This window comes from Streptomyces sp. Ncost-T10-10d, from assembly GCF_900091955.1.
GTDB lineage: Bacteria > Actinomycetota > Actinomycetes > Streptomycetales > Streptomycetaceae > Streptomyces.
Map to the genome: position 1 here is coordinate 81,296 of NZ_FMDF01000130.1, position 18,751 is coordinate 100,046.

General features: G+C 68.2%; 19 protein-coding genes. 7 read left to right on the top strand and 12 right to left on the bottom strand.

Annotation, left to right across the window (positions count from 1 at the left end):
• The 3 genes from GA0115254_RS20985 to GA0115254_RS20995 all read right to left on the bottom strand — a co-directional run bounded on the left by GA0115254_RS20985 (window position 1) and on the right by GA0115254_RS20995 (window position 2,433).
• Window positions 1-693 carry an SAM-dependent methyltransferase gene (locus GA0115254_RS20985; RefSeq protein ID WP_093896819.1) on the bottom strand — a complete coding sequence of 231 codons (693 nt, stop codon included), beginning with the start codon at window positions 691-693 and terminating at the stop codon, window positions 1-3.
• Window positions 694-1,605 (bottom strand): phosphotransferase family protein, encoded by a 912-nt coding sequence (locus GA0115254_RS20990; RefSeq protein WP_093896820.1) that lies wholly within the window; start codon window positions 1,603-1,605, stop codon window positions 694-696.
• A 78-nt stretch (window positions 1,606-1,683) separates the two neighbouring features.
• On the bottom strand, window positions 1,684-2,433 hold the full coding sequence (locus GA0115254_RS20995) for a hypothetical protein (protein WP_093896821.1): 750 nt from the start codon (window positions 2,431-2,433) through the stop codon (window positions 1,684-1,686).
• 193 nt (window positions 2,434-2,626) lie between these two features.
• Between GA0115254_RS20995 and GA0115254_RS21000 the strand changes: the two genes are divergently transcribed.
• Together GA0115254_RS21000 and GA0115254_RS21005 are read left to right on the top strand one after the other, a co-directional pair.
• Window positions 2,627-3,982 (top strand): transcriptional regulator, encoded by a 1,356-nt coding sequence (locus tag GA0115254_RS21000; RefSeq protein WP_093896822.1) that lies wholly within the window; start codon window positions 2,627-2,629, stop codon window positions 3,980-3,982.
• Window position 3,983: 1 nt separating this feature from the next.
• Window positions 3,984-4,514: an NUDIX domain-containing protein gene (locus GA0115254_RS21005; RefSeq protein ID WP_093896823.1), complete on the top strand. Its 531-nt coding sequence runs from the start codon at window positions 3,984-3,986 to the stop codon at window positions 4,512-4,514.
• A 129-nt stretch (window positions 4,515-4,643) separates the two neighbouring features.
• Here the strand turns inward: GA0115254_RS21005 and GA0115254_RS21010 are convergent, their stop codons facing one another.
• The 5 genes from GA0115254_RS21010 to GA0115254_RS46330 all read right to left on the bottom strand — a co-directional run bounded on the left by GA0115254_RS21010 (window position 4,644) and on the right by GA0115254_RS46330 (window position 9,328).
• Entirely contained in the window at window positions 4,644-6,818 is a 2,175-nt protein-coding gene (locus tag GA0115254_RS21010) for a caspase family protein (protein ID WP_176740221.1), read from the bottom strand.
• A 32-nt stretch (window positions 6,819-6,850) separates the two neighbouring features.
• Entirely contained in the window at window positions 6,851-7,264 is a 414-nt protein-coding gene (locus GA0115254_RS21015) for an effector-associated constant component EACC1 (protein WP_093896825.1), read from the bottom strand.
• Window positions 7,265-7,441: 177 nt separating this feature from the next.
• Window positions 7,442-8,011, bottom strand: coding sequence for a hypothetical protein (locus GA0115254_RS21020; RefSeq protein WP_093896826.1), 570 nt, complete (start codon window positions 8,009-8,011; stop codon window positions 7,442-7,444).
• Window positions 8,012-8,150: 139 nt separating this feature from the next.
• Window positions 8,151-8,783, bottom strand: coding sequence for a DUF6000 family protein (locus GA0115254_RS21025; RefSeq protein WP_176740222.1), 633 nt, complete (start codon window positions 8,781-8,783; stop codon window positions 8,151-8,153).
• Window positions 8,741-9,328, bottom strand: coding sequence for a CPCC family cysteine-rich protein (locus GA0115254_RS46330; RefSeq protein ID WP_370740913.1), 588 nt, complete (start codon window positions 9,326-9,328; stop codon window positions 8,741-8,743). Before GA0115254_RS46330 ends, GA0115254_RS21025 begins: the two co-directional genes overlap by 43 nt.
• Window positions 9,329-9,620: 292 nt before the next feature.
• Here GA0115254_RS46330 and GA0115254_RS21035 point away from each other — a divergent pair, with 292 nt between their 5' ends.
• Window positions 9,621-11,060 carry an ATP-binding protein gene (locus GA0115254_RS21035; protein WP_093896827.1) on the top strand — a complete coding sequence of 480 codons (1,440 nt, stop codon included), beginning with the start codon at window positions 9,621-9,623 and terminating at the stop codon, window positions 11,058-11,060.
• Between the two features lie 438 nt (window positions 11,061-11,498).
• Here the strand turns inward: GA0115254_RS21035 and GA0115254_RS44625 are convergent, their stop codons facing one another.
• Together GA0115254_RS44625 and GA0115254_RS44630 are read right to left on the bottom strand one after the other, a co-directional pair.
• Window positions 11,499-11,687: a restriction endonuclease subunit S domain-containing protein gene (locus GA0115254_RS44625; RefSeq protein WP_176740223.1), complete on the bottom strand. Its 189-nt coding sequence runs from the start codon at window positions 11,685-11,687 to the stop codon at window positions 11,499-11,501.
• Between the two features lie 2 nt (window positions 11,688-11,689).
• Window positions 11,690-12,436: a restriction endonuclease subunit S gene (locus GA0115254_RS44630; protein WP_176740215.1), complete on the bottom strand. Its 747-nt coding sequence runs from the start codon at window positions 12,434-12,436 to the stop codon at window positions 11,690-11,692.
• Between the two features lie 946 nt (window positions 12,437-13,382).
• Between GA0115254_RS44630 and GA0115254_RS21050 the strand changes: the two genes are divergently transcribed.
• Entirely contained in the window at window positions 13,383-14,801 is a 1,419-nt protein-coding gene (locus GA0115254_RS21050) for an ATP-binding protein (protein ID WP_093896828.1), read from the top strand.
• A 162-nt stretch (window positions 14,802-14,963) separates the two neighbouring features.
• Here GA0115254_RS21050 and GA0115254_RS21055 read toward each other — a convergent pair whose 3' ends face one another.
• Window positions 14,964-16,151 (bottom strand): hypothetical protein, encoded by a 1,188-nt coding sequence (locus GA0115254_RS21055; protein ID WP_093896829.1) that lies wholly within the window; start codon window positions 16,149-16,151, stop codon window positions 14,964-14,966.
• A gap of 285 nt (window positions 16,152-16,436) precedes the next feature.
• Complete coding sequence (locus GA0115254_RS21060) at window positions 16,437-17,207, bottom strand: AfsR/SARP family transcriptional regulator (protein WP_176740224.1); 771 nt, start codon at window positions 17,205-17,207, stop codon at window positions 16,437-16,439.
• 137 nt (window positions 17,208-17,344) lie between these two features.
• Here GA0115254_RS21060 and GA0115254_RS21065 point away from each other — a divergent pair, with 137 nt between their 5' ends.
• The 3 genes from GA0115254_RS21065 to GA0115254_RS21075 all read left to right on the top strand — a co-directional run bounded on the left by GA0115254_RS21065 (window position 17,345) and on the right by GA0115254_RS21075 (window position 18,738).
• Window positions 17,345-17,878 carry a redoxin domain-containing protein gene (locus GA0115254_RS21065; protein ID WP_141720884.1) on the top strand — a complete coding sequence of 178 codons (534 nt, stop codon included), beginning with the start codon at window positions 17,345-17,347 and terminating at the stop codon, window positions 17,876-17,878.
• 73 nt (window positions 17,879-17,951) lie between these two features.
• Window positions 17,952-18,131: a hypothetical protein gene (locus GA0115254_RS21070; RefSeq protein ID WP_093896832.1), complete on the top strand. Its 180-nt coding sequence runs from the start codon at window positions 17,952-17,954 to the stop codon at window positions 18,129-18,131.
• 73 nt (window positions 18,132-18,204) lie between these two features.
• Window positions 18,205-18,738 carry a MauE/DoxX family redox-associated membrane protein gene (locus tag GA0115254_RS21075; RefSeq protein ID WP_176740225.1) on the top strand — a complete coding sequence of 178 codons (534 nt, stop codon included), beginning with the start codon at window positions 18,205-18,207 and terminating at the stop codon, window positions 18,736-18,738.
• Window positions 18,739-18,751 lie beyond the last annotated feature (13 nt).

Here is an 18,751-nt window from a genome sequence, read left to right on the forward strand (position 1 = left end):
TCAGCGTTTGCGGGCGGTGATCAGGAGGGTGGTGGGCCACGGGTCGCGGCGCGGGTGCCGCAGCTCCACCGTCGAGGTGACGCGCAGGCCCGCCCGGGAGAGGTGGGATCTCCAGCGGTGGGCGTCGAACTCCCATCGGGCGAGGGGCAGTCGGGTGCGGTCGGGCATGGTGACGTAGTCCTCGCGCGGACGGTCGTCCGTGGATGGATGTCTTCCGGCCCGTGCCGGGTGAGGGACGGAGAAGGCCAGGACACCGCCAGGTTTCAGGCGTCGGGAAACGGCGGTGAGGAGGAGTTCGGGGGCGACGAGGCCGACGGCGCCGAAGACGGAGTAGATCGCGTCGAAGGTCTGGCCGGTGGCCTGCAGGTGGTGCAGTGCGTGGCCGGCGGCGAAGGTGGCGCCGTCGATGTGGCCGTAGTGGGAGCGGGCCCGGCGTACCTGGAGGCCGACCAGGTCCACGCCGGTGACGCGGGCCTGGTGGTGCTTCGCGAGGTGGGCCACGTTGTGGCCGGGGCCGCAGCCCAGCTCCAGGACACGTTTGCCACACAGGTCCCGTCCCAGGATCTCGGCGCCGGGACCGATGCCGGCGTGGGTGCTCCATTCCATCCGGGCCGGTGCGGTGAGGGCGTGCGCGGGGGCAGCGGCTGTGCGCTGGGCTGCGTGGGCGTACCAGGGGGAGACCTGGGCGAGCACCTAGACCTCCAGGAGTTGAACCACGTCGTTGAGGTGGCGGCGGACGACGGGGATGTACGCGGGGTCCTTGGCCGGATCGTCGATCCAGCGAATGGCCTGCTCCATGAACCACTCCACGGCCCACATGCGGTGCCAGCCCAGGGCCCATGCCTCTGCGGCCAGGCCGCCCCGGGAAGCGAGGGCGTCCTCATGACCGCCTGCGGTGACGTACTGCTCCAGGAACACCCGCATGCGGAAGGGGCTCGGCACGTCGGTAGTGCCGTGGTACGAGGCGAGGTCGATCAGGCCGGGGCCGGTGAAGGCGCGTGCGAAGTCGAGGAGGTGCCAGCCGTTCTCCCCGATGTGGACGCTCGTGGGGTGGAACTCGGAGTGCACCCAGCCGAACGGGTCGAGCGTCGCCCCCTGCGCACGAGCCTCGGCCGCTGCGGAGATTTTTCCCAGCGCGGTCTCGATGTCGTCGCAGTCCGTCCAACGGTCGGCTTTCCGTAGCCGCCCGAGGTGATCGAGGGATCGGCCAGGCAGAGCTGCGAGGCCCGCTCCGTCGAGGAGTGGCAGACCGCCCGCCGGGCGTGCGGCGTGGAGCATGACGGCGGCGGCGACGCCGTCGAGGTCGTCCGCATTCCGTACGGGGGTGCCGAGGTCGTCCATGAGCATCCCGAGGCACTTGCCCCGCAGGGCGGTTGCGTGGAGCGCAGGGACCGGGAGCCGTCGCTGGTAGGCCAATCGCAGGGCCTGGGCCTCGCGGTCGAAGGGTTCCTTGGCGTATTTGAAGACGGCCGTGGTGCTGTCGGGGAAGGTGACGCGTTCGACGCCGGACATGCCCCAGACGCGAATCTTGGTACGTTCGGGGAGGGGCTTGCTGACGAGAGCGCACAGGTCGTTCAGCAGGGTGGCGGACAGGCTCTGATCCATGGAGGTCTCCAGGGGGTGGAGGGCTCCGGGGCGGGCGCGCGCGAGCTGGCCCGCCCCGGAGCCGTACTGGGGGCAGGGTTACTCGGCTGCGGTCACGCGGTAGGCGTAGACCTGCTCGATCCAGCCCGCCTTGAACTCGGTCAGGTCATCACGGAAGTTGGCCATCGAGGCACCGTAGGGCGCGACGACGCCGCCGGACTGGTCCGGCACGGACTGGCAGCCGTGCACGAGTCGGCCGCCGAGCGCGGCGTGGGCCTTGATGGACTCGATCCGGCGGTGCTCGTTGAACCAGCCGCCGTGGTAGACCTCGTCCAGCATTCCGCCCGTCGCGTCGTCCAGGTCAAAGACGACGGAAGTGGCGGCGGGGAAGAACCAGCACGGGCCGACGTTGGAGATGTGCCCGTCCAACTCGACCTTGTTGAGCGCCATGAGCGTGGCCGCCTCGCGCAGCATGCGCAGGTGCTCGGCGGTGATCTGCGGCAGGCCGAGGCCGGCCAAGTGCTCCTCGCGGAAGAGGTACGAGTACACCCCGTACGCCGTAGCCAGCACGCGGGCTGCGTCGGAGGTGGACTCGCTGTGGTTCTTGATGAAGTCGAGCGCGAGCTGCTCGACCGCGCTCTCGGTGGTCTCGTCCACGTCCAGGAGCTGAGTCTTGACCAGCTCCCAGTCGGCGACGAGCCACGTGTTCGACTCGAAGCGGAAGAAGTACTCCGCCGGGTCGATGGTGATGCGCCAGCCGTCCACGTGGATGCCGGGCAGGCGGTTCCAGCGCGGGTCGAAGGCGTTGGGCAGCTCGACCGTGATGGTCGAGGTGTCGATGGTGGTCACCGTGTCTCCGTCTCTGATCGTCCGGGTTCGGGCATAGGAATGCCCGAGCCCGTTGGGGCGTACGGAACTTGGGGCCGCCCGGCCTGAAAGTGGGGCGGCTGTCGATAAGTGAACCGCCCGCTACGCAGAGTGGGTACGGTGTGACCGAGGTCAAGCGGTATACACGGTTTACGGACCCGGAGCGGAGGCGATCGTGCCGGCACCGACCAGCGCCAACTCCCGCCTGCGCGAGACGATCAACGCCGCCGGGTGCACGTACGACGCGCTCGCCAAGGACGTACGCCGCATCGCCGCCGAGAACGGCGAACTGCTCCAGACGAACAAGTCGGCCATCTCCCACTGGGTGAGCGGTGCACGTGCGCCGTCCGGCCAGGCAGGGCAGTACCTCGCCGAAGCGCTCTCCCGACGACTGAGCCGCGTCGTCACCCGAACCGAGCTCGGGCTCCACTCGCCCGACACGGAGTCGCCACCGGACACCGACCCCGTCACCGCGGTCACCGACCTCGGCCGCGCGGACGTCGAGCGCCGCCGCTTCCTTGCCATCGCCGCCTTCACCACGGCCGGCGTCGCCATGCCGCTCCTGCACGACCACGAAGCCACCTCTCGGATGCTCCGCGCCCGCACCGCCAGCTCCCTCGTCGGCAGCGACGACATCGACGTCATACGACAGATCACGGCAGCCTTCAGCGCCGCCGACGAAAGGCTCGGCGGCGGGCACGGCCTGACCACGGTCACTGCGTACCTCGCTGACACAGCCGCACCTATGCTCCGTGGACGCTTCCCCTCGGAACCCTTACGCCAGGCCGCCTTCGGAGCCGTCGCTGAACTTGCCTACCTCGCAGGGTGGAAGCACCACGACTTGGGCCACGAAGGGGCAGCTCAGCGCTACTACCAGGTCGGCTACCAACTCGCCTGCGAAGCCGACCCCCACGGCCACGCCGCCTGGATGATGCGTGCCCTCGCCCACCAGTCCCTCAGCCTCAAGCAACCCCACCACTGCGTGGACCTCGTCGAAGGCGCGCTCACCCGCGGCCTCGGCCACGTCGACGGACAGACGGAAGCACTCCTCCACATCACGCACGCCCGCGCCTACGCCGCCGTCGGCGAGAACCCGTTGGCCGCTCGCGCTCTCCTCGCCGCCGAAGACGCCCTCCTGCGCGAGGACGGTCCCCAGCCCAGCTTCTCCCGCGTCAGCGGCCCCGCCGCCGGTACCGTAGCCAGCCACACCGCCCGCACCTTAACCGACCTCGCCGACCACATTGGTACGGAACAGCAGCACCGCGACGCGCTCACCCGCTGGGACCGGGAGAAATACAAGCGCGTCCATGCCCTCACCCACGCCGACCTGGGCGACAGTCTTGCCGCCCAGGCCCGAGCCGACGAAGCGGTCGCGGCCTGGACCCAGGCCCTCATCCTCATGGAGGGCATGACCTCCGACCGCACCCGTAAAGCGATCACCTCGATCCGTTCCACGCTCGCGATCTACCAGCGCCGCCGCGTCCCCGGTGCCGCGGATCTCGCCCGCCGAGCCCGCGAGGCCCTCGCCTAACATGCCCAACAACCCGCCCGACGAAGGGAACCCCGTGGCTCAGCAGACCGACAATCGCCCCCCAGCCCTCAAGCCGGCGCTCGACTCGATGACGCTGCTGGTCGCGGCCGTCATCGTCCACGACAAGGCCACCAACCGCGTCGTGCTCCTCCAGCGCAGCGAGAACGCCAAGTTCGCCCAGGGAATGTGGGACCTGCCCGTCGGCAAGAGCGAGCCGGGGGAGCCCATCACTGAGACTGCGGTCCGCGAGCTCTACGAGGAGACGGGCCTCACGGTGAGGCCGGAGTCCCTCAAAGTCGCCCACATCATCCACGGCGCCTGGGGCGTCGAGGCCCCCAACGGCTTCCTCACGGTCGTCTTCGCCACCCATGAGTGGACCGGCGAACCCGAAAACCGCGAACCTCGCAAGCACGCCCAGGTCCGCTGGGTCGACGCCACCGCTATCCCGGAAGCCTTCGTGGATACCACCGCCAGCGCTCTTGGCTTCTACCTGACAGGCGGGACTGACGTCTCGCTTGACGGCTGGGGCTGAGCAATTGCCGTCCTGGGCAGGTGGCCCCCTGGGCTCTACAGCGAGCGGTCGGAGCAGCCTTCGGGGCAGAGCGCGGCGCAGCTCATTCGGGTGCCGAGGCTATCCCGTGGCGCCACCGCGTCTTGCAGGCTAGCGCGGGCAGCGAGCGATCTTCGGAAGCCGTGACGAGCTTAGGAGTCGATCAAGAGCCGGCACCCCATCGTGGTGGAGTGGTGGGCCAGAAGAACCTGGCAAAAGTCTGCGCAGGGCACAGGTTGCGACATCGGTCAGTGTCGCTCCGATTTCCGGCCCGAGCGAGAGGTCGAGACTTCGGGCCAGATACACTTGCCGATCGCCCCACTCATCGATGTGCTCGGTGAGGAAGTCCACAACCACGGATTGCCGCCGACCCAGAAGGAGCACCTCGCAGGCTTGCACGACGTCGCGAAGATCGAAGATGATTCGGGCGGCTATCCATGAAGGTCCGAGGTCGGGTTCCTCACAGCTGATGACGAGTTCGTCGGCGTCGAGGCTTTCGGCGGCGACACCCAGTTGGAGGCCGCCGCGTTTCAGGAAGTCCTCAACCGCCCGTTGTTCTTGCCTACCGTGAACGACTAGGGACCACCAGGGAATCGCAGCCCATGTGCCATGGTTCATCTTATGTTCTTCGAAGGGCGTGAAGACTTGAGAGCGCTTCAGAAGGTGCTTGCTGAAGGTGGCAAGGCAACCGTCCTGGAAGTGCTCGTCCGCTGTGCGCTCGCGTAGCAAGTCGTATTCGATGGCGCTCATACTTTCGATGGCTAGTGCGATGTCCTTCAACTGCTCTTCGATGATCTCCGCCGCCCGTACAAAAACTGCACGGGAGTGATGGCCCGCCGGTGCCAGATCGACGTACTGGGCGAGGGCCCGCTGAGCTGCCTTGCATCGGACGAGATCGCCGCCAAGTTGAACCAAGTGGCGAGCCTTGAGTGTGCTCCACGGGCGAGTGGACATCCAGTGTTCCCATGCACGGCTGCCCCCACCGTGCTCGCCGAGCATCATTGCTGTGACGGTGCGGACTCGAAGATCCGGCTCGGCCTTCAGCTTCTTCCAAGGGTCGGGATAAGCGGCCAGTGGGAGGGACGGCAGCGAGGAGTGCGCGCTCAGGACACGGGTGTCCGCGGTGTCCCAAAGCTCGCTGAGTTCCCGCTCCACGCGCGGGCGAGGCATCGTACGGCCCCGCTGGGCAGCCCAGTATTCGCTCAGCAGCATGTACGTACCCTCTGGCGCCCAGGGGAAAAGTCCCAGACCTCCGAGGATCGGAACGCTGTGGGCCAGCCCGTCTGCTTCGTATGCGAATTGGACCTCGGCGATGAGTTCGGAGAGTTCGTCAGCGGTGGGGCACGGAGCGGCGAAGACCCCGCTGGAGGAGAGCATGCCGCTGATGGTCGTCGTGCTTTTGCCCTGGGCGAGTTGGACGGCGATTCGCGCTACCAGCAGGGAGCGGATGAGCCTCGAATCGCCGAACTCAGGGCGGAGCTGGTCTTGGGCAAGTGCCGAGACATCCCTCAAGCGCTTGAGCAGTTCGTGATGAATCTCGCGGAACCATTCCTCCCGCTTTACCGAGAGTGTCGGTTTCTCTGTGGGTGGGCGCCACTTGTTGTGGAACAGTGCGATGTCGTGCCCCAGGCCGCTGGCTCGTTGCTGGGGCAGTGGCATTCCCTGCGATTTGAGTTGACCATGCACGTACCTGTACAGGGAGCTCATGCCCAGCGGGTCCGGCGCTTCAGCTATGCCATTGGTAATCGCTTTGATGAGTTCGCCGGTGAACGCTGTAAGTGGGGCGTCCGGGGGAGCCATAGCCGCTTGCGTCGCTGCTGAGGCGGTCATGACGTAGGTGCCTTCGATGATGGTCTCGTCCGCGACCTCATCGGTGCTCCCCATGAACCCCTCCAGTGCAGCACCGCTGTAGCAACAGTCCAGGATCACGACCTTGTTGGCAGCCATGCTGTCCAACACTTCGGCACGGAGGTCGTCGAAGGCCACAGACGCGTACTGTTTCCTGCCCCGTTCTGAGTTGCGCACGGCGAGACGGAGGGAGCCATCGGACAGCGGCATACCGTGGCCGGCGAAGTACACCACCAGGGTGTCCGACGCTTCACTCGCCGCCCGGTGTACGGGGTCGAGCGCGCTGTCGATGTCAGTGGGGTTGAGCACCATCGTGCAATGTCTGGCCGGAAGGCCCCCACCGAGTGGGGACCTGAAGAGCTTGGCCAGCTCGGTGAGGTTGTTGCGCACCGCCGGCAAAGGCGGGAGGTGCTGGTATTCGTCTACCCCGATCAGCACTACACGAGTTCCGTCAGGATTAGGCAGACGCATCACTGATCGTCGGAGACGGAGGGCGCCGACGTCTGGCTCGTGCCGATGGCCCCTGGCGCTACTTCGGGAGGTGCGGATGTCAGCAGGGCCGCTACGCGACGCAGAGTGCCCTCTGATGTGTCGTGGACTGTCACGGTCATTCCGTCGCGACCGAAGACGACCGGCCCGGGTGGTGATGGGCGGGCTGCTCGCCAGGCAACCACGACGTTCACCAACAGGCTCACGGCAGCCAGACCGTTGCTGACGAACATGTTGATGGTCTCTCCCACGTTCATGCGGCCAGAAGTGCTAGCGGGCAGCGCTAGCTCGACCTGTGCGTGGCGTCGGAGTTCACGATCCTGCCGGAGCCAGTAGTACAGATCGTGGGCCGCTGTGTCGTCGCCGTGTGTATCGACGGTGATCTGCAGCTCCATGCCGTCTCCCCCTATCGCCTACGGTGCTCGATGCGCATGGCAGAGAACGACCGCACCTTCGTGACTCCTGCCCCAGCCTTCAACCTGAGTGGAAGGATACGTCTCCCAATGGGGTTGGCTCCTCGCGAAGTTCGTCGACCAGGTGCATCGGTGCCCCTCATAGCTGAGGCTGATCGGTCAGCTGTCGAGAGGGGGGATCTGCTGGCCGGCGATGGCCTCTCTCAGGAGGCTCTGTGTGCTGGGGTGTCGTCGGTACATAGCTTCGATCTCACGCGATGCGGCCTCATGGTCGTAGGGCAGCGCGACCTGACGAGCGATGCCGTACCGGAGCGCGTCCGCGACGTCTTTGTTTATCTCGGCCGTGCGCAGACCCTCGACGATGCTGGTCGAGGCATCGACGAGCACCATGTGCGCGGTGAAGGGCTCACCCTGCTGCCCGGGCACGCCGACAGTGCGGTCGCGTTGGCGATACGCCTCCCATGGCGAGTCACCCCAACCGAGACTCGCCTTCGGGGCTCCGGGCCTTGTCGGGGCCTCGAAGCGATAGCACCACATCAAGTGTCTGTCCCCGACGGTGACCGCGAGTGCCGCTGAGCCGGTCGTGAAAGCGGCCTGCTCGCCCGGCGTGAGACCGTCGAACGAATAGATGACCTCGACGTAGCTCGCGTGGAGGACCAGGTTGGCCCCGGACTTCGGCCAGTTGACCTGCCTCGGATACGGCTCACCGACGACCAGCGAGTACGACATGGTGTTTCCTCTCTTGCCGGTCTCGAACCAGGCCTGCTTTATCTGCCAACTATTTCAGAGTAGTTGAGCTGCAGCAGACGCAACCGCGACGACTGTGACCGAGGTGCCGTGGTCGGAGCGCCGGATTCAGTGTGGGAGGTCAAGAGCGGGTCCAGCCGTTGGCGAACTCGCACTGGAGGTCTGTCGAGCGGCGCCGCTCGACGGGGATGTACGCGGGGTGGCCGCGGAGGTGGGCCAGGGCATTGACCCACTGGTCCCAGAGACCGTCAGGCTGGGTGAAGCGGTCCGCATGGTGGGTGCCGAGGTGGGCGTCGAGGCGGAGGAGGGCGCCGAGGGCTGCGGGCTGGTCGTAGCGGAGGTCGGTGCGGGGGAGGTAATGGTCGAGGTAGGCGGTGAGGATCTCGGCGTCCGCGTGGGTGCCGAAGCGGGTCAGGGCGAAGCAGTAGGCGCTGCCGGAGAAGCAGACCTCGCTGGCCAGGAGCAGGTTGCCGATGCGTTCGCGGAACTGTTCGCGGCGGTCGACGCCGATCAGCCATGCGGCAGTGAGGCGCGAGCGCCACTCGTAGTCGAGGAGGGCTACCAACTCGGCATCGGTGATCGTGGCCGCGTCGTCGATGAGGTGATGGGCGAAACGTTCGCCGTGAGGCCACTCGGGCCGCAGGAATCGACCACTTTTCAGGACGAGGTAGCGCGCGTGGCCCGAGTCCTTCCTTGCCGCGTAGCGCTCGATCACGTAGCCGTAGCCGACCTCCTCGGGGTGCTGGAACGGCATCGGTCACCTCTCCGGGTACAGGTCGGTACGGTCGATCCAGGTGGGGGCGACGAAGATGTTGCTGCCGGTGGGGGCTTCTGAGGCTTCCAGCAGGGACCAGGTGCGGGACTCCTCGACCAGGTGCTCCCAGGGCGCGGTCCAGTCGAGTTCCCAGTCCAGGGCGGGGCCGGAGAGGAGTCCCGTGTTAGGTCGATGGGGCGCCAGGCGGGGTCGAGCGGTTCGTCCTCGGCCGGAGGGCGGACGTACCGCAGGCCGTGCTGGTCGCAGGCGCCGAAGTTCTGGTAGTTGCGCTGGGCCTCGATCAGGGAGACCTTGTTCGCGCCGCCAGCCATGGTCGGCCAGCGGAACTGGACCCCGTCGCCCTCCCAGAAGCAGACGGGGCAGATCTCGTACGAGCCGGGCATGGCGTCGAGCACGCGGTGCCCGCAGCATGGACAGGGGTAGCGGTCGCTCACCTGCGCAGTCTCGTTGTGAGTCCGGCCGGTGCGCCATGGATTTCTCGGCCTAGGCACCCCCGGGCAGTCCGCAGCCAGTCCGCAGGACACCCGTAAACGGCCATCGGCCGCCAACGCATGCCAACGAGGAATCCCAGGTCAGGGCCCTGCACAGGGCTCCGCCGCAGGTCAGGATCAGCCCCCAGACATTCCGCTTCAACGTGTAGTGGGCACGACACGGTACGTCACTGGCCTGGCAAAAAAGCAGGTCAGAAGGGGCCCGGCTCTTCTGAGTCGAGCCCCTGGGTTTTCCCCTGTTCGATCCATCAGGTCACGAGGTGGGTGAAGTAAGATTCAATCTACGTAAGAATCTATCTACGTTAATTGTCTTCAGGGGCGCGTCGTGGAGTTTCAAGGTCGGGCCGGAGATCTTGAGCTGCTGGCTGAGCAGTACCGGACAGTGGCAGAGGCGGTTGGAGCCACTCGGGGGCGGGCTGTGATCATGACGGGCCGGCGCCGAGTGGGGAAGTCGCGACTGGTCCAGGAGTTCTGCGACCGCTCGGGAGCGCCGTACGTGGTGTTTCAGGCCACCCGTGGGCGCAACCCTGTGACGGAGCGCGCCGACTTTGCCGCGACGCTCGCGCAGTCGCTACTGCCTGGGGCGGAGCTGGTCGCCGGCCTCCAGGCGCAGGACTGGAACCAGGCCCTGCGCTCTCTGGCGCTCGCGGTACCCGATGACTCGCCCAGCATCGCGGTGATCGACGAGGTGCCCTGGCTGGTCGAGCAGGATCAGGAATTCGAGGGCGCACTCCAGACTGTCTGGGACCGTCACTTGTCCTCCAAGCCCGTGCTTCTGCTGCTGGTTGGCAGCGATACATCGGTGATGGAGGCACTGCAGTCGTACGGACGCCCGTTCTTCGGTCGGGCAGCGAAAATGACCGTCCACCCCCTGAACCTGGCCGACGTACAGGCCATGACCGAACTCGACGCCGCAGGGGCCGTCGACGCACAGTTGATCACTGGGGGATTCCCCGAGATCGTGCAGTCGTGGCGGCCGGGAATGGGGCGTACAGCCTTCTTGCAGGCGTCGGTCGCCAATCCTCTCTCGCCCCTGCTGGTGGCCGGCGAGCTGTCCCTGCTGGGCGAATTTCCCGAGGCTTCGCACTCACGGGCCGTGCTGGAAGCGGTTGGCAGCGGTGAGCGCACGTTCAGTGCAATCGCAGCCCAGGCCGGCGGCGCCAGCGCTCTGCCGTCCGGCACGCTCTCCCCGCTGCTGGCCATGCTGCAGGCCAAGCGAGTCCTGGCTGCTGATCTCCCCCTGTCGGTCAAGCCGGACAGCAAGAACAAGCGCTACCGCATCGCCGACCCGTATCTGCGGTTCTGGCTGGCGTTCCTGGCACGCGCGATCCCACTCATCGAGCGAGGCCGCGGTGACTTGGCACTGGAACGCATCGAGCGGTCATGGACCAGTTGGCGCGGGCGGGCGGTCGAGCCACTGATCCGCGAGTCCTTGCTGCGTCTGATGCCCAATGATGAGTGGCCCGAGACCGAGGCCATCGGCGGTTGGTGGAACCGTCAGAACAACCCCGAGATCGACCTCATCGGTGCAGACCGCGAGCCGGTGGCCCGGCAGGTGTCCTTCGTCGGGTCGGTCAAGTGGCTGGAGACCCAGCCCTTCGGCCGTCATGAGTACGACGCCTTGGTGCGCGACATGCTCGCCGTCCCCGGTACCGCCCCGGATACTCCACTGGTCGCGGTCTCCCGCTGTGGGGTGACCGATGATCTGCCGCTCACCACGCACTGGGGGCCGGAGGACCTCGTACGGGCGTGGCAGCCCCGATAGCCGCGAAGTCCGGGATCTCTCACGTCGTGAATGATCCGGCGGAGCCCCGCACAGGAGCATCGTCAGCAATGCGCTCCGACTCGCACCTTGCGAGATGAGCGCAGCGACGAGGTCTGCCTCGGCCGGATCGGCCCCACTGCCTCAACACCCGTGTCTTGAGGACCGTCGGCACCAGAACGCGCCCTCTATGCGCTCTGGTCACGGCCGGGATCTGAGGTACAAACCCAGGTCTGCCTCCCGCGCCCCCGGTCCCGTGGAAGCGGAGACCGGACGCCCGCAACTCGCGCGCAGCCAGTTCCTGGTCGCCATGACCCGTGCCCGCGGCCTCGTTCCTGGGGAGTGTGGGTCTGCCCGGGAGGGGGCACACCCGGTGTCGATCCGTCGGCAGGCCGTGGCGTGGCGGGGCGATGCCCGCGGCAGTCCCGGCCGTGGTGGTGGTTACGGCGTGGGGATGATGCCTCCGTCCAGCGCGCCGTGGCGGATGCGCCGTGTCAGGGCGAGCTGTTCGCGCAGCAGGCGCTCGTGTTCGTCCAGCTGTGTCATCGTGTCGGCGATCGCCTGCTGGGTTGCGAGGTCGGGCAAGACCACGGGCAGATCGCCGAGTACGCCGAGAGAGATGGTCTTCATCTTCATGCTCCCCGTGGCGTGGGATTCCAGCCACGTCCGTGCCTCCGGACCGCGCAGGTACGCGGCGAAGTAGTCGGCGTCGAGTCCGGCGGGGGGCGCAGCACGAAGCACCCGGTGCCGCACACCCAGCCGTGCTGCTCCTCGCGGACGACGGCGGCTCGCCCCAGCTCCCCGCGGCGCGCCAGGACAACGTCGCCCCGTCGGAGGCGGAAGCGCTCCAGCTCCATGGCCTGTCGCTCGTTGATGCGTCGGATGCTCGCCGTGCTGAAGCCGTTTCCCGTCAGGTCTTTGGGCATCACGACGGGGACGCCGTCGGCGTCGACGTAGTGCTCGGCGCGGATCAGGCTCCCCGACGGTCCCGCGAGCAGCAGGCCCGGGGCCGGGGCCTCGAACGCCCCCTCCACGGTGCCCTCCACGACGCGCCGGAGCGGCAGACGCGGGGCTTCGGCCTCGCTGTGGGCCACCCGCTCGCTCCGGTCGAAGCTCTTGCGCAGGCGGGCAGCCGCCCCTGCTGTCGACTCGGCCTGCCCCACCAGCTCGTCGAGCAGGCGACGCGTGTCCAGCGCCGCGGGCGGTCGCTCCCGCGCCGGCGCCAGGTGGCGGATGAAGCGTTTGGCGTGCGGCCACCCCGGCCGCAGGACGCGCGCGCTGTTCAGTTCGAGGTGGCGCGGGTGGTCCGAGTCCTTCCTCGTCACGTAGCGCTCGATTACGTAGCCGTAGCCGATCTCCTCGGGGTGCTGGAACGGCATCGGTCACTTCTCCGGGTATAGGTCGGTACGGTCGATCCAGGATCGCGGCCGCCCTCGAGCAGCCGCTCCACATCCGAATCGGCGATGCCGCCTGAGTTAATGGCGGCCGCTGGGCTCATCATCACGACACCCTGGTTCACAGCTGAATCCGGGCGCTGCGGTGGGCCGGTCAGCTCTCCGGTCGCTCCTGTCGGTGCTCGGTTAGGCGCGGCAGGCCGGTGCGCGTGCCCGCGTCGGTTGACGGAGAGTCCTCGGGTGCTGGGAAGCGCGGAGACCAGGGCCCCGTGGTGTCCCTCTCGCCCGAAGGTCCATCATCCGGTCCCTCACCCTCACTCTCGCTGTCGTCGGGGGCCGGGAAAGGGGACTGCCTGATCTCCTCAGCGGCCTCGTCCAGCCCGGCCGCTTCCAGATCCTGCACCACACGGTGCACGAACACCGTGTACTCGTCGATGTCCGGTTTCAGGCCCACTGCTGTCACAGGAGACGAGACTCTGTCGATCGCGCCGCAGAAAGGGGACTGTGAACCGTTCGGGGCAGCTCCTGGCCAAGGAGGATGGCTCCTCGGTGAGGGGTGGAAGAAGCGCCGGCGCCGGACTGGTCCGGGGCGTTTCCGTGCAGGGCTGCCGACGGCTCTGGCTGCTGTCTCCATCCGTTGCGCCTGGCAGGTACCGCGTCGGCTGAATGCCGGCAGGCCGACCCCGCCGGTCGGGCTGGCGAGGTTCCTCGGCATCCGCCCGGGCGGCGAAAGTGCGGAACTTCGCTTACGACGTAGGCGTGGGCTTCGGTGATGTCGCGTTCGATCGGCTTGCGACCTGGACCGGTGCCCCTCTTTCGGACCGTGCGGGACGCCGGGTCCACGACTGGTGACCGTAAGCGACAACTGGCTCTCTACAAACGTCTATGTTGCTAACATTAATGTTAGTGTCGCGAGTGGAGGTCGGCAGGCGTGGTGGATTTTGTGGGCCGTCGGCAGGAGCTGGCGACGTTGGGGCGAGAGCTGCAGAAGGTGGCGGCAGGGGTCGGCGGGGAGCGGCCCGGTCGGTGTGTGATGTTGCGTGGGCGGCGCCGGGTGGGCAAGTCGCGACTGGTCGAGCGGTTCGCGGAGCGCTCCGGAGTCCCGTTCTTGTTCTACGCGGCGACCGGCGCGTCCCCGAGGGATGATCTGGCACGGCTGGCCCGGGACGCTCAAGCGTCGACGCTGCCGTTGGCGGGGCTGGTGGCCGCCGCGCGGCCGGAGAGCTGGGACGCCGCGTTCGATGTGCTGGCTGCGGCGCTGCCCGCCGACCGGGCGAGCGTGCTGGTCATCGACGAGGTGCCGTACCTGATGGATGCCGATGGCGCCTTCGAGGGGATGCTGCAACGGGCCTGGGACCGGGTGCTGGAGACCAAGCCGGTGCTGCTCGTGCTCATCGGCTCGGATCTGTCGATGATGGAGGCACTGAACAGCTACGGACGCCCCTTTCATCAGCGCGGCCGGGAGATGGTGCTGGGGCCGCTGAACCCCGCCGAGGTAGGGAGGATGCTCGGGCTGGAACCGGCGGAAGCCTTCGACGCCGCGCTGGTCACAGGTGGGCTGCCGCTGATCTGCGCGGAGTGGTCGAGGGGGGAGAGGTTGTGGGACTTCCTCGGAGAGGCGCTGAGTGATCCGGTCTCGGCCCTGCTGGTGTCGGCCGAGCGCTCGCTGGCTGCCGAATTCCCCCCACAGGCCCAGGCGCGTACGGTGCTGGCGGCCATTGGGAGTGGCGAGCGGACCTTCACCAACATCGCCCGTGCGTCCGGCGGGATCGGGGCCACGCCCCTGCAACGAGCGCTTCAGCTGCTTACGGACAAGCGGGTCGTCGCTGCGGAGCTGCCCGTATCGCTGCGTCCGTCGAAGGACCGCCGCTACCGGGTGACAGATCCCTATCTGCGGTTTTGGCTGCATTCGCTCGGCCCGTCCATGGAGGAGATCGAGCGAGGGCGGGGCGATCTGACCTTGGCGCGGATCCGGGAGAGCTGGACCAGCTGGCGCGGCCGGGCGATCGAGCCGCTCATCCGAGAGGCGCTCGCCCGGATACTGCCCGACGACAGTCTCCCCGCAGCGCCCGCAGTCGGCGGCTACTGGACCCGCACCAACGACGTCGAGATCGACATCGTCGGAGCGGACCGCGCCCCCATTGCCAAGGAGCTGATCTTCGTCGGCTCCATCAAGTGGCTGGAGCAGTCGCCCTTCGACCGGCACGACTTGGCCGCTCTCCATCGACATCGGGCCGCCCTCACCGACGAACCTGTTCCAGTTGTGGCGGTCTCGCGCAGTGGAGTCGACTGTCCGGGGCTCGACGCTGCCTACGGCCCCGGAGATTTGCTGGCCGCTTGGCCACTGTGAGTGGCGGAGGGCAGGCGAGGCACGGGAGTTGGTGAGCGCGATCAGGTTGCAGACGTTGCGGAGATGTCCCACAGGCCTCGGCTCCTTGTCGGCACTGTTGTGTGGCGTTGGCGACCCCGAGTCCTTCGCGTACCTTGTCGTGGATACCGTGCTGACGTGCCGTTACCTTCGGGTTGAAGTCGTCGCCGGGCTCTGGGCGAGCATCGGCTGGAAAGAGGAGTCCTCCTCGGCGGGCCCGTGCGGGAGGAAGCCGTCAGGCACGGTACGGGCGGCGGTGATGAGGAGGCGGTCCAGGACTTCCCGTTCCGTGGCCGGGGGGAGTCCCAGGGCGGTGAGGAGACGATCACGGACCGCGGGGTGGTCCGGGTGGTCGTCGAGGTAATCGGAGTTGAGGGCCGGGGGTCGGAAGCCGGCCAGGGCGTCGTGCCAGGACGGGAGGACGACGACGAGGGTCAAGGCCTCGGCGAGGGACTCGGCGATCAGAGAGGCCCGGCCCTCGGAGTCTGTGTAGAGGACTGGGCGGGGGCCGCCGAGGGCGGCCGGGCCGCAGAGGTAGTGGGTGCCGCCCGCGTTGCAGCCGGCGATGGGCTCCACCGGGAGGCCGTTGGGCAGGGCGATCGGCTCGACCGGGTCGGTGCGGGCCAGGTCGAACTCGCCGTCGCAGGCCAGGTAGGAGGCGGCCTCGGGATGCGCGGCGATCCTGCGGAGCAGGGCGTTGTCCGAGAGTGCGGCCGGGTTGAGGGCTGCGGCGATCGCAGGAGTGAGGGGGCGGCCGACGAGGACGTGCCGGACGGCGTCGAGGGGGATGGGGCGCTCGTAGTAGTCCTCGAAGTGGGCCTGGACTGCCTCGGGGGAGCGGTCGGTGAGCAGGTGGAAGAGGAAGCCGGAGCCGTCGGGGTCCTCGCTGCCGGGCGGGAAGGCGATGGCGGAGCCGGCGCGCCAGGCCGTGTCGCCGGTCTCCCGCCACAGGCAGGCGGTGACCCGAGGGGCGTCGATGCCCGCGTCATGGAAGGCGGGTTCATCCAGGAGTTGACGCAGAGTGGCGGGGACTTCGTCGATGACACCCGGCCAGACCTGCTCCCCGTCCGTCGCGTACGGGCTCATCTCCGACTCGTGGTCGAAGCCGCGTATGAGCACGCCGGCCGGGGTGAAGAGGACGGAGAAGTCGTCCCCCGAGCCGTTCTCCATCAGGGCTGCCTCTTCGCCGGGGCCCCAGGCCGTGTCGAAGCTGTAGCGGCAGAACTGCGGATCGCCGCCGATCGTGGCATCCAGAATGGCCAACGCGCCCAGGTGGGAGCGGAGTTCGGTGGGGTCGGGGAGGAGGGCGGCGGTCTCGTGCACAGTGCTCATGGCGCCATGAAAGCAGGCGTTACTGACAACTCGGCGCGGTCGGCCCGGCCAGTGGTGCGCTACCTCCATCGGATTCTGGCCGGCCGGGTATTCCTGGCGCGGGATCAGGTGTCATGGGCGGTCTTCGCACTCACGGGCCGTACTGGAAGCGGTTGGCAGCGGTGAGCGCACGTTCAGCGCGATCGCAGCCCGGGCCGGCGGCGCCGGCGCGCTGCCGGCCGGCACGCCCTCCCCGCTGCTGGCCACGCTGCAGGCCAAGCGAGTCCTGGCCGCTGCGGCGGTGCATCACACGGCGCCCAGGGCGCCACAGCGGAAGATGCGGCGGTCCACCGGGCTGTCCCGCAGGATCGCCTCCTGCAGATCCTGCAGCTCGCGGCTCAGATCCAACCCCAGCCGCGCGGTCATCTGTGCTCGCGCCGAGGACAGCACTCGCAGCGCATCCGCGCGACGGCCGCACTCGTAGAGCGTGGCCGCACGGAAGGCCAGGAGCATCTCGTGTTCCGGATAGTCCTCGGTGAGCCGCGCGAGCTCCGCGGCGAGCGACCAGTAGTTACGCAGCTTGAACTCCGCCGCGACACGCAGCAGTTGCGCCGAGATCAGCAGTTCGTCGAAAGCGGTGCCGACACCTCGGCGTGTCCGCTCGGATGCGACGTCCTCCAGCACCGCCCCTCGCCACTCGGCCAGGGCGGACGAGGCGAGTCGTGAAACCTCCTGCGGCTCGGTGCCCTGCTGGGCCCGGTTGACCAGCTGAGTGAAGCGGTGCAGATCCACCAGCTGCGGATCGCCGGTCAGGGTGTACGTCGAACCGCTCCGCACCAGCCGCACCGACCCGTCGCATCCGCCCTGGCGAAGGCTCGCCCGCAGCCGGCAGACATTCACATACAGATCGGCCCGGGACCGCGGTCGTTCGTCCTCGTCCGACAACAGCTCGATCAGCCGGTCCATCGGGAGCGGCCGGCCCATCTCCAGCAGGAGCAGACCCAGCAGCAGACGCTCGCGGCGGCGGCCGATGGCTCTGGGGCGCCCGTCGACGGTCCACTCAACTCTGCCAAGCACTCGAAAATGCGACCCCGTGGCAAGCATGGCGGCAATGATGCTCAGCTCGTCATGTTCCTGGCAAGGTCTTGGCATCCTCCCGACAGGCCTCATCTATCACACTGCTCCCCCGTGCAACCGCGCCAGGGGGTCGAAACTTGCCTTACGTCATTGCCGGTCTGGTGCTCGTCGGAGCCGTCGCCCTGCTCAACCTCGTCCTGCTCATGGTCATCCTGCGTCGCTGGCAGGAGCTCGAAGTCGTGCGCCGACGCGACGACTTCGCAGCCCAGGGGCCGCAACCCGGAGACGGACTCCCGGACTTCACCGCCACCGCGCTCAGCGGCCGGACCCTGAACCAGGACGACTTCCGCTCCGGGGAGCTGCTGCTGGGCGTCTTCTCCCACGACTGCCCGTCCTGCACCGACAGCCTCCCCGACTTCGCCGACCGGGCCGACCGGGCCCGGGCAGCAGGCGGCCGGGTCCTGGCCCTGGTGATCGGCGCCGAAGCCGGCGAGAGCAGCCTGACCGCCCAACTCGTCGGGCCGGCGGACGAGGTGGTACCGGAGCCCGAGGCTTCACCACTGTTCCGCGCCCTGCGCGTCCCTGCCTTCCCCACGATCCTCAGCTATCAGGACGGCGTTGTCGCCGCTCCCTCCGCCGCCGGCCGCGAACCGGTATCGGCGGCCTCCTGAACCCCGGTGCGACCGCGGACCGCGGTCGCACCGCGGAGTACGCACATCCCATCCACACAGGAAGAGGAGAACCATGCGCACACTCAAGGCCGGTGCGGGTCGCCTGATCGAGCGGATTCTGCCCAAGGCCGAAGCCGAGGCAGGCTGTCCGCCGGACTGCTGGACCGAGTGGAGCACCAGCGCCCAGCGGTGCCGCCGCTGCTGCTACACGGGCGCGTGCGGGGTCAGCTGCGGCAGCTGGAACTACTGCTGAACAACCACGGGGCGGGCCGCGTGCGGCCCGCCCCGTGCCCGCCGGCCCAGGACCCATTCTTTCGGAGTCACCCTTGTCCGACCTGCTGCTCGTCTGCCGACTGACCCTGATCTGCGTGCTGGCCGTGGCCGGCCTCGCCAAGCTGCGCGACCGCCGCCGATTCGCCACGGCACTGGGCGACCTCACCTACCTGCCGGCCGCAGCCCGTCCGGCTCTCGCCGTCCTGGTGCCCGCGGCCGAGCTCATCGCCGCCGTGCTCCTCGCCCTGCCCCGGACGCTCACCGCGGGCCTGGCCGTCTCCGCCGCCCTGTGCGCGGCATTCAGCGCCGTCGCCGTCACCACCATGCTGCGCCGCAGCTCCGCCGGCTGCCCCTGCTTCGGCAGCAGGACCACTGTGCCCATGGGCCCCTGGCATGTCGCCCGCAACGCCACACTCACTGTGCTCGCCCTCCTCGGCGGCGCCATCGCCCTCACCCACGGCACCACCACCCCCCTCAACGCCCCCGCACTCGCGCTCGCCGCCGCCGTCGCCGTCTATCTCACCGCGTTCGCCGTCTTCACCGACGACCTCGCCTCCTTCTTCTCAGCCCGTACCGGCCAACGCTGAAAGGACGATCACA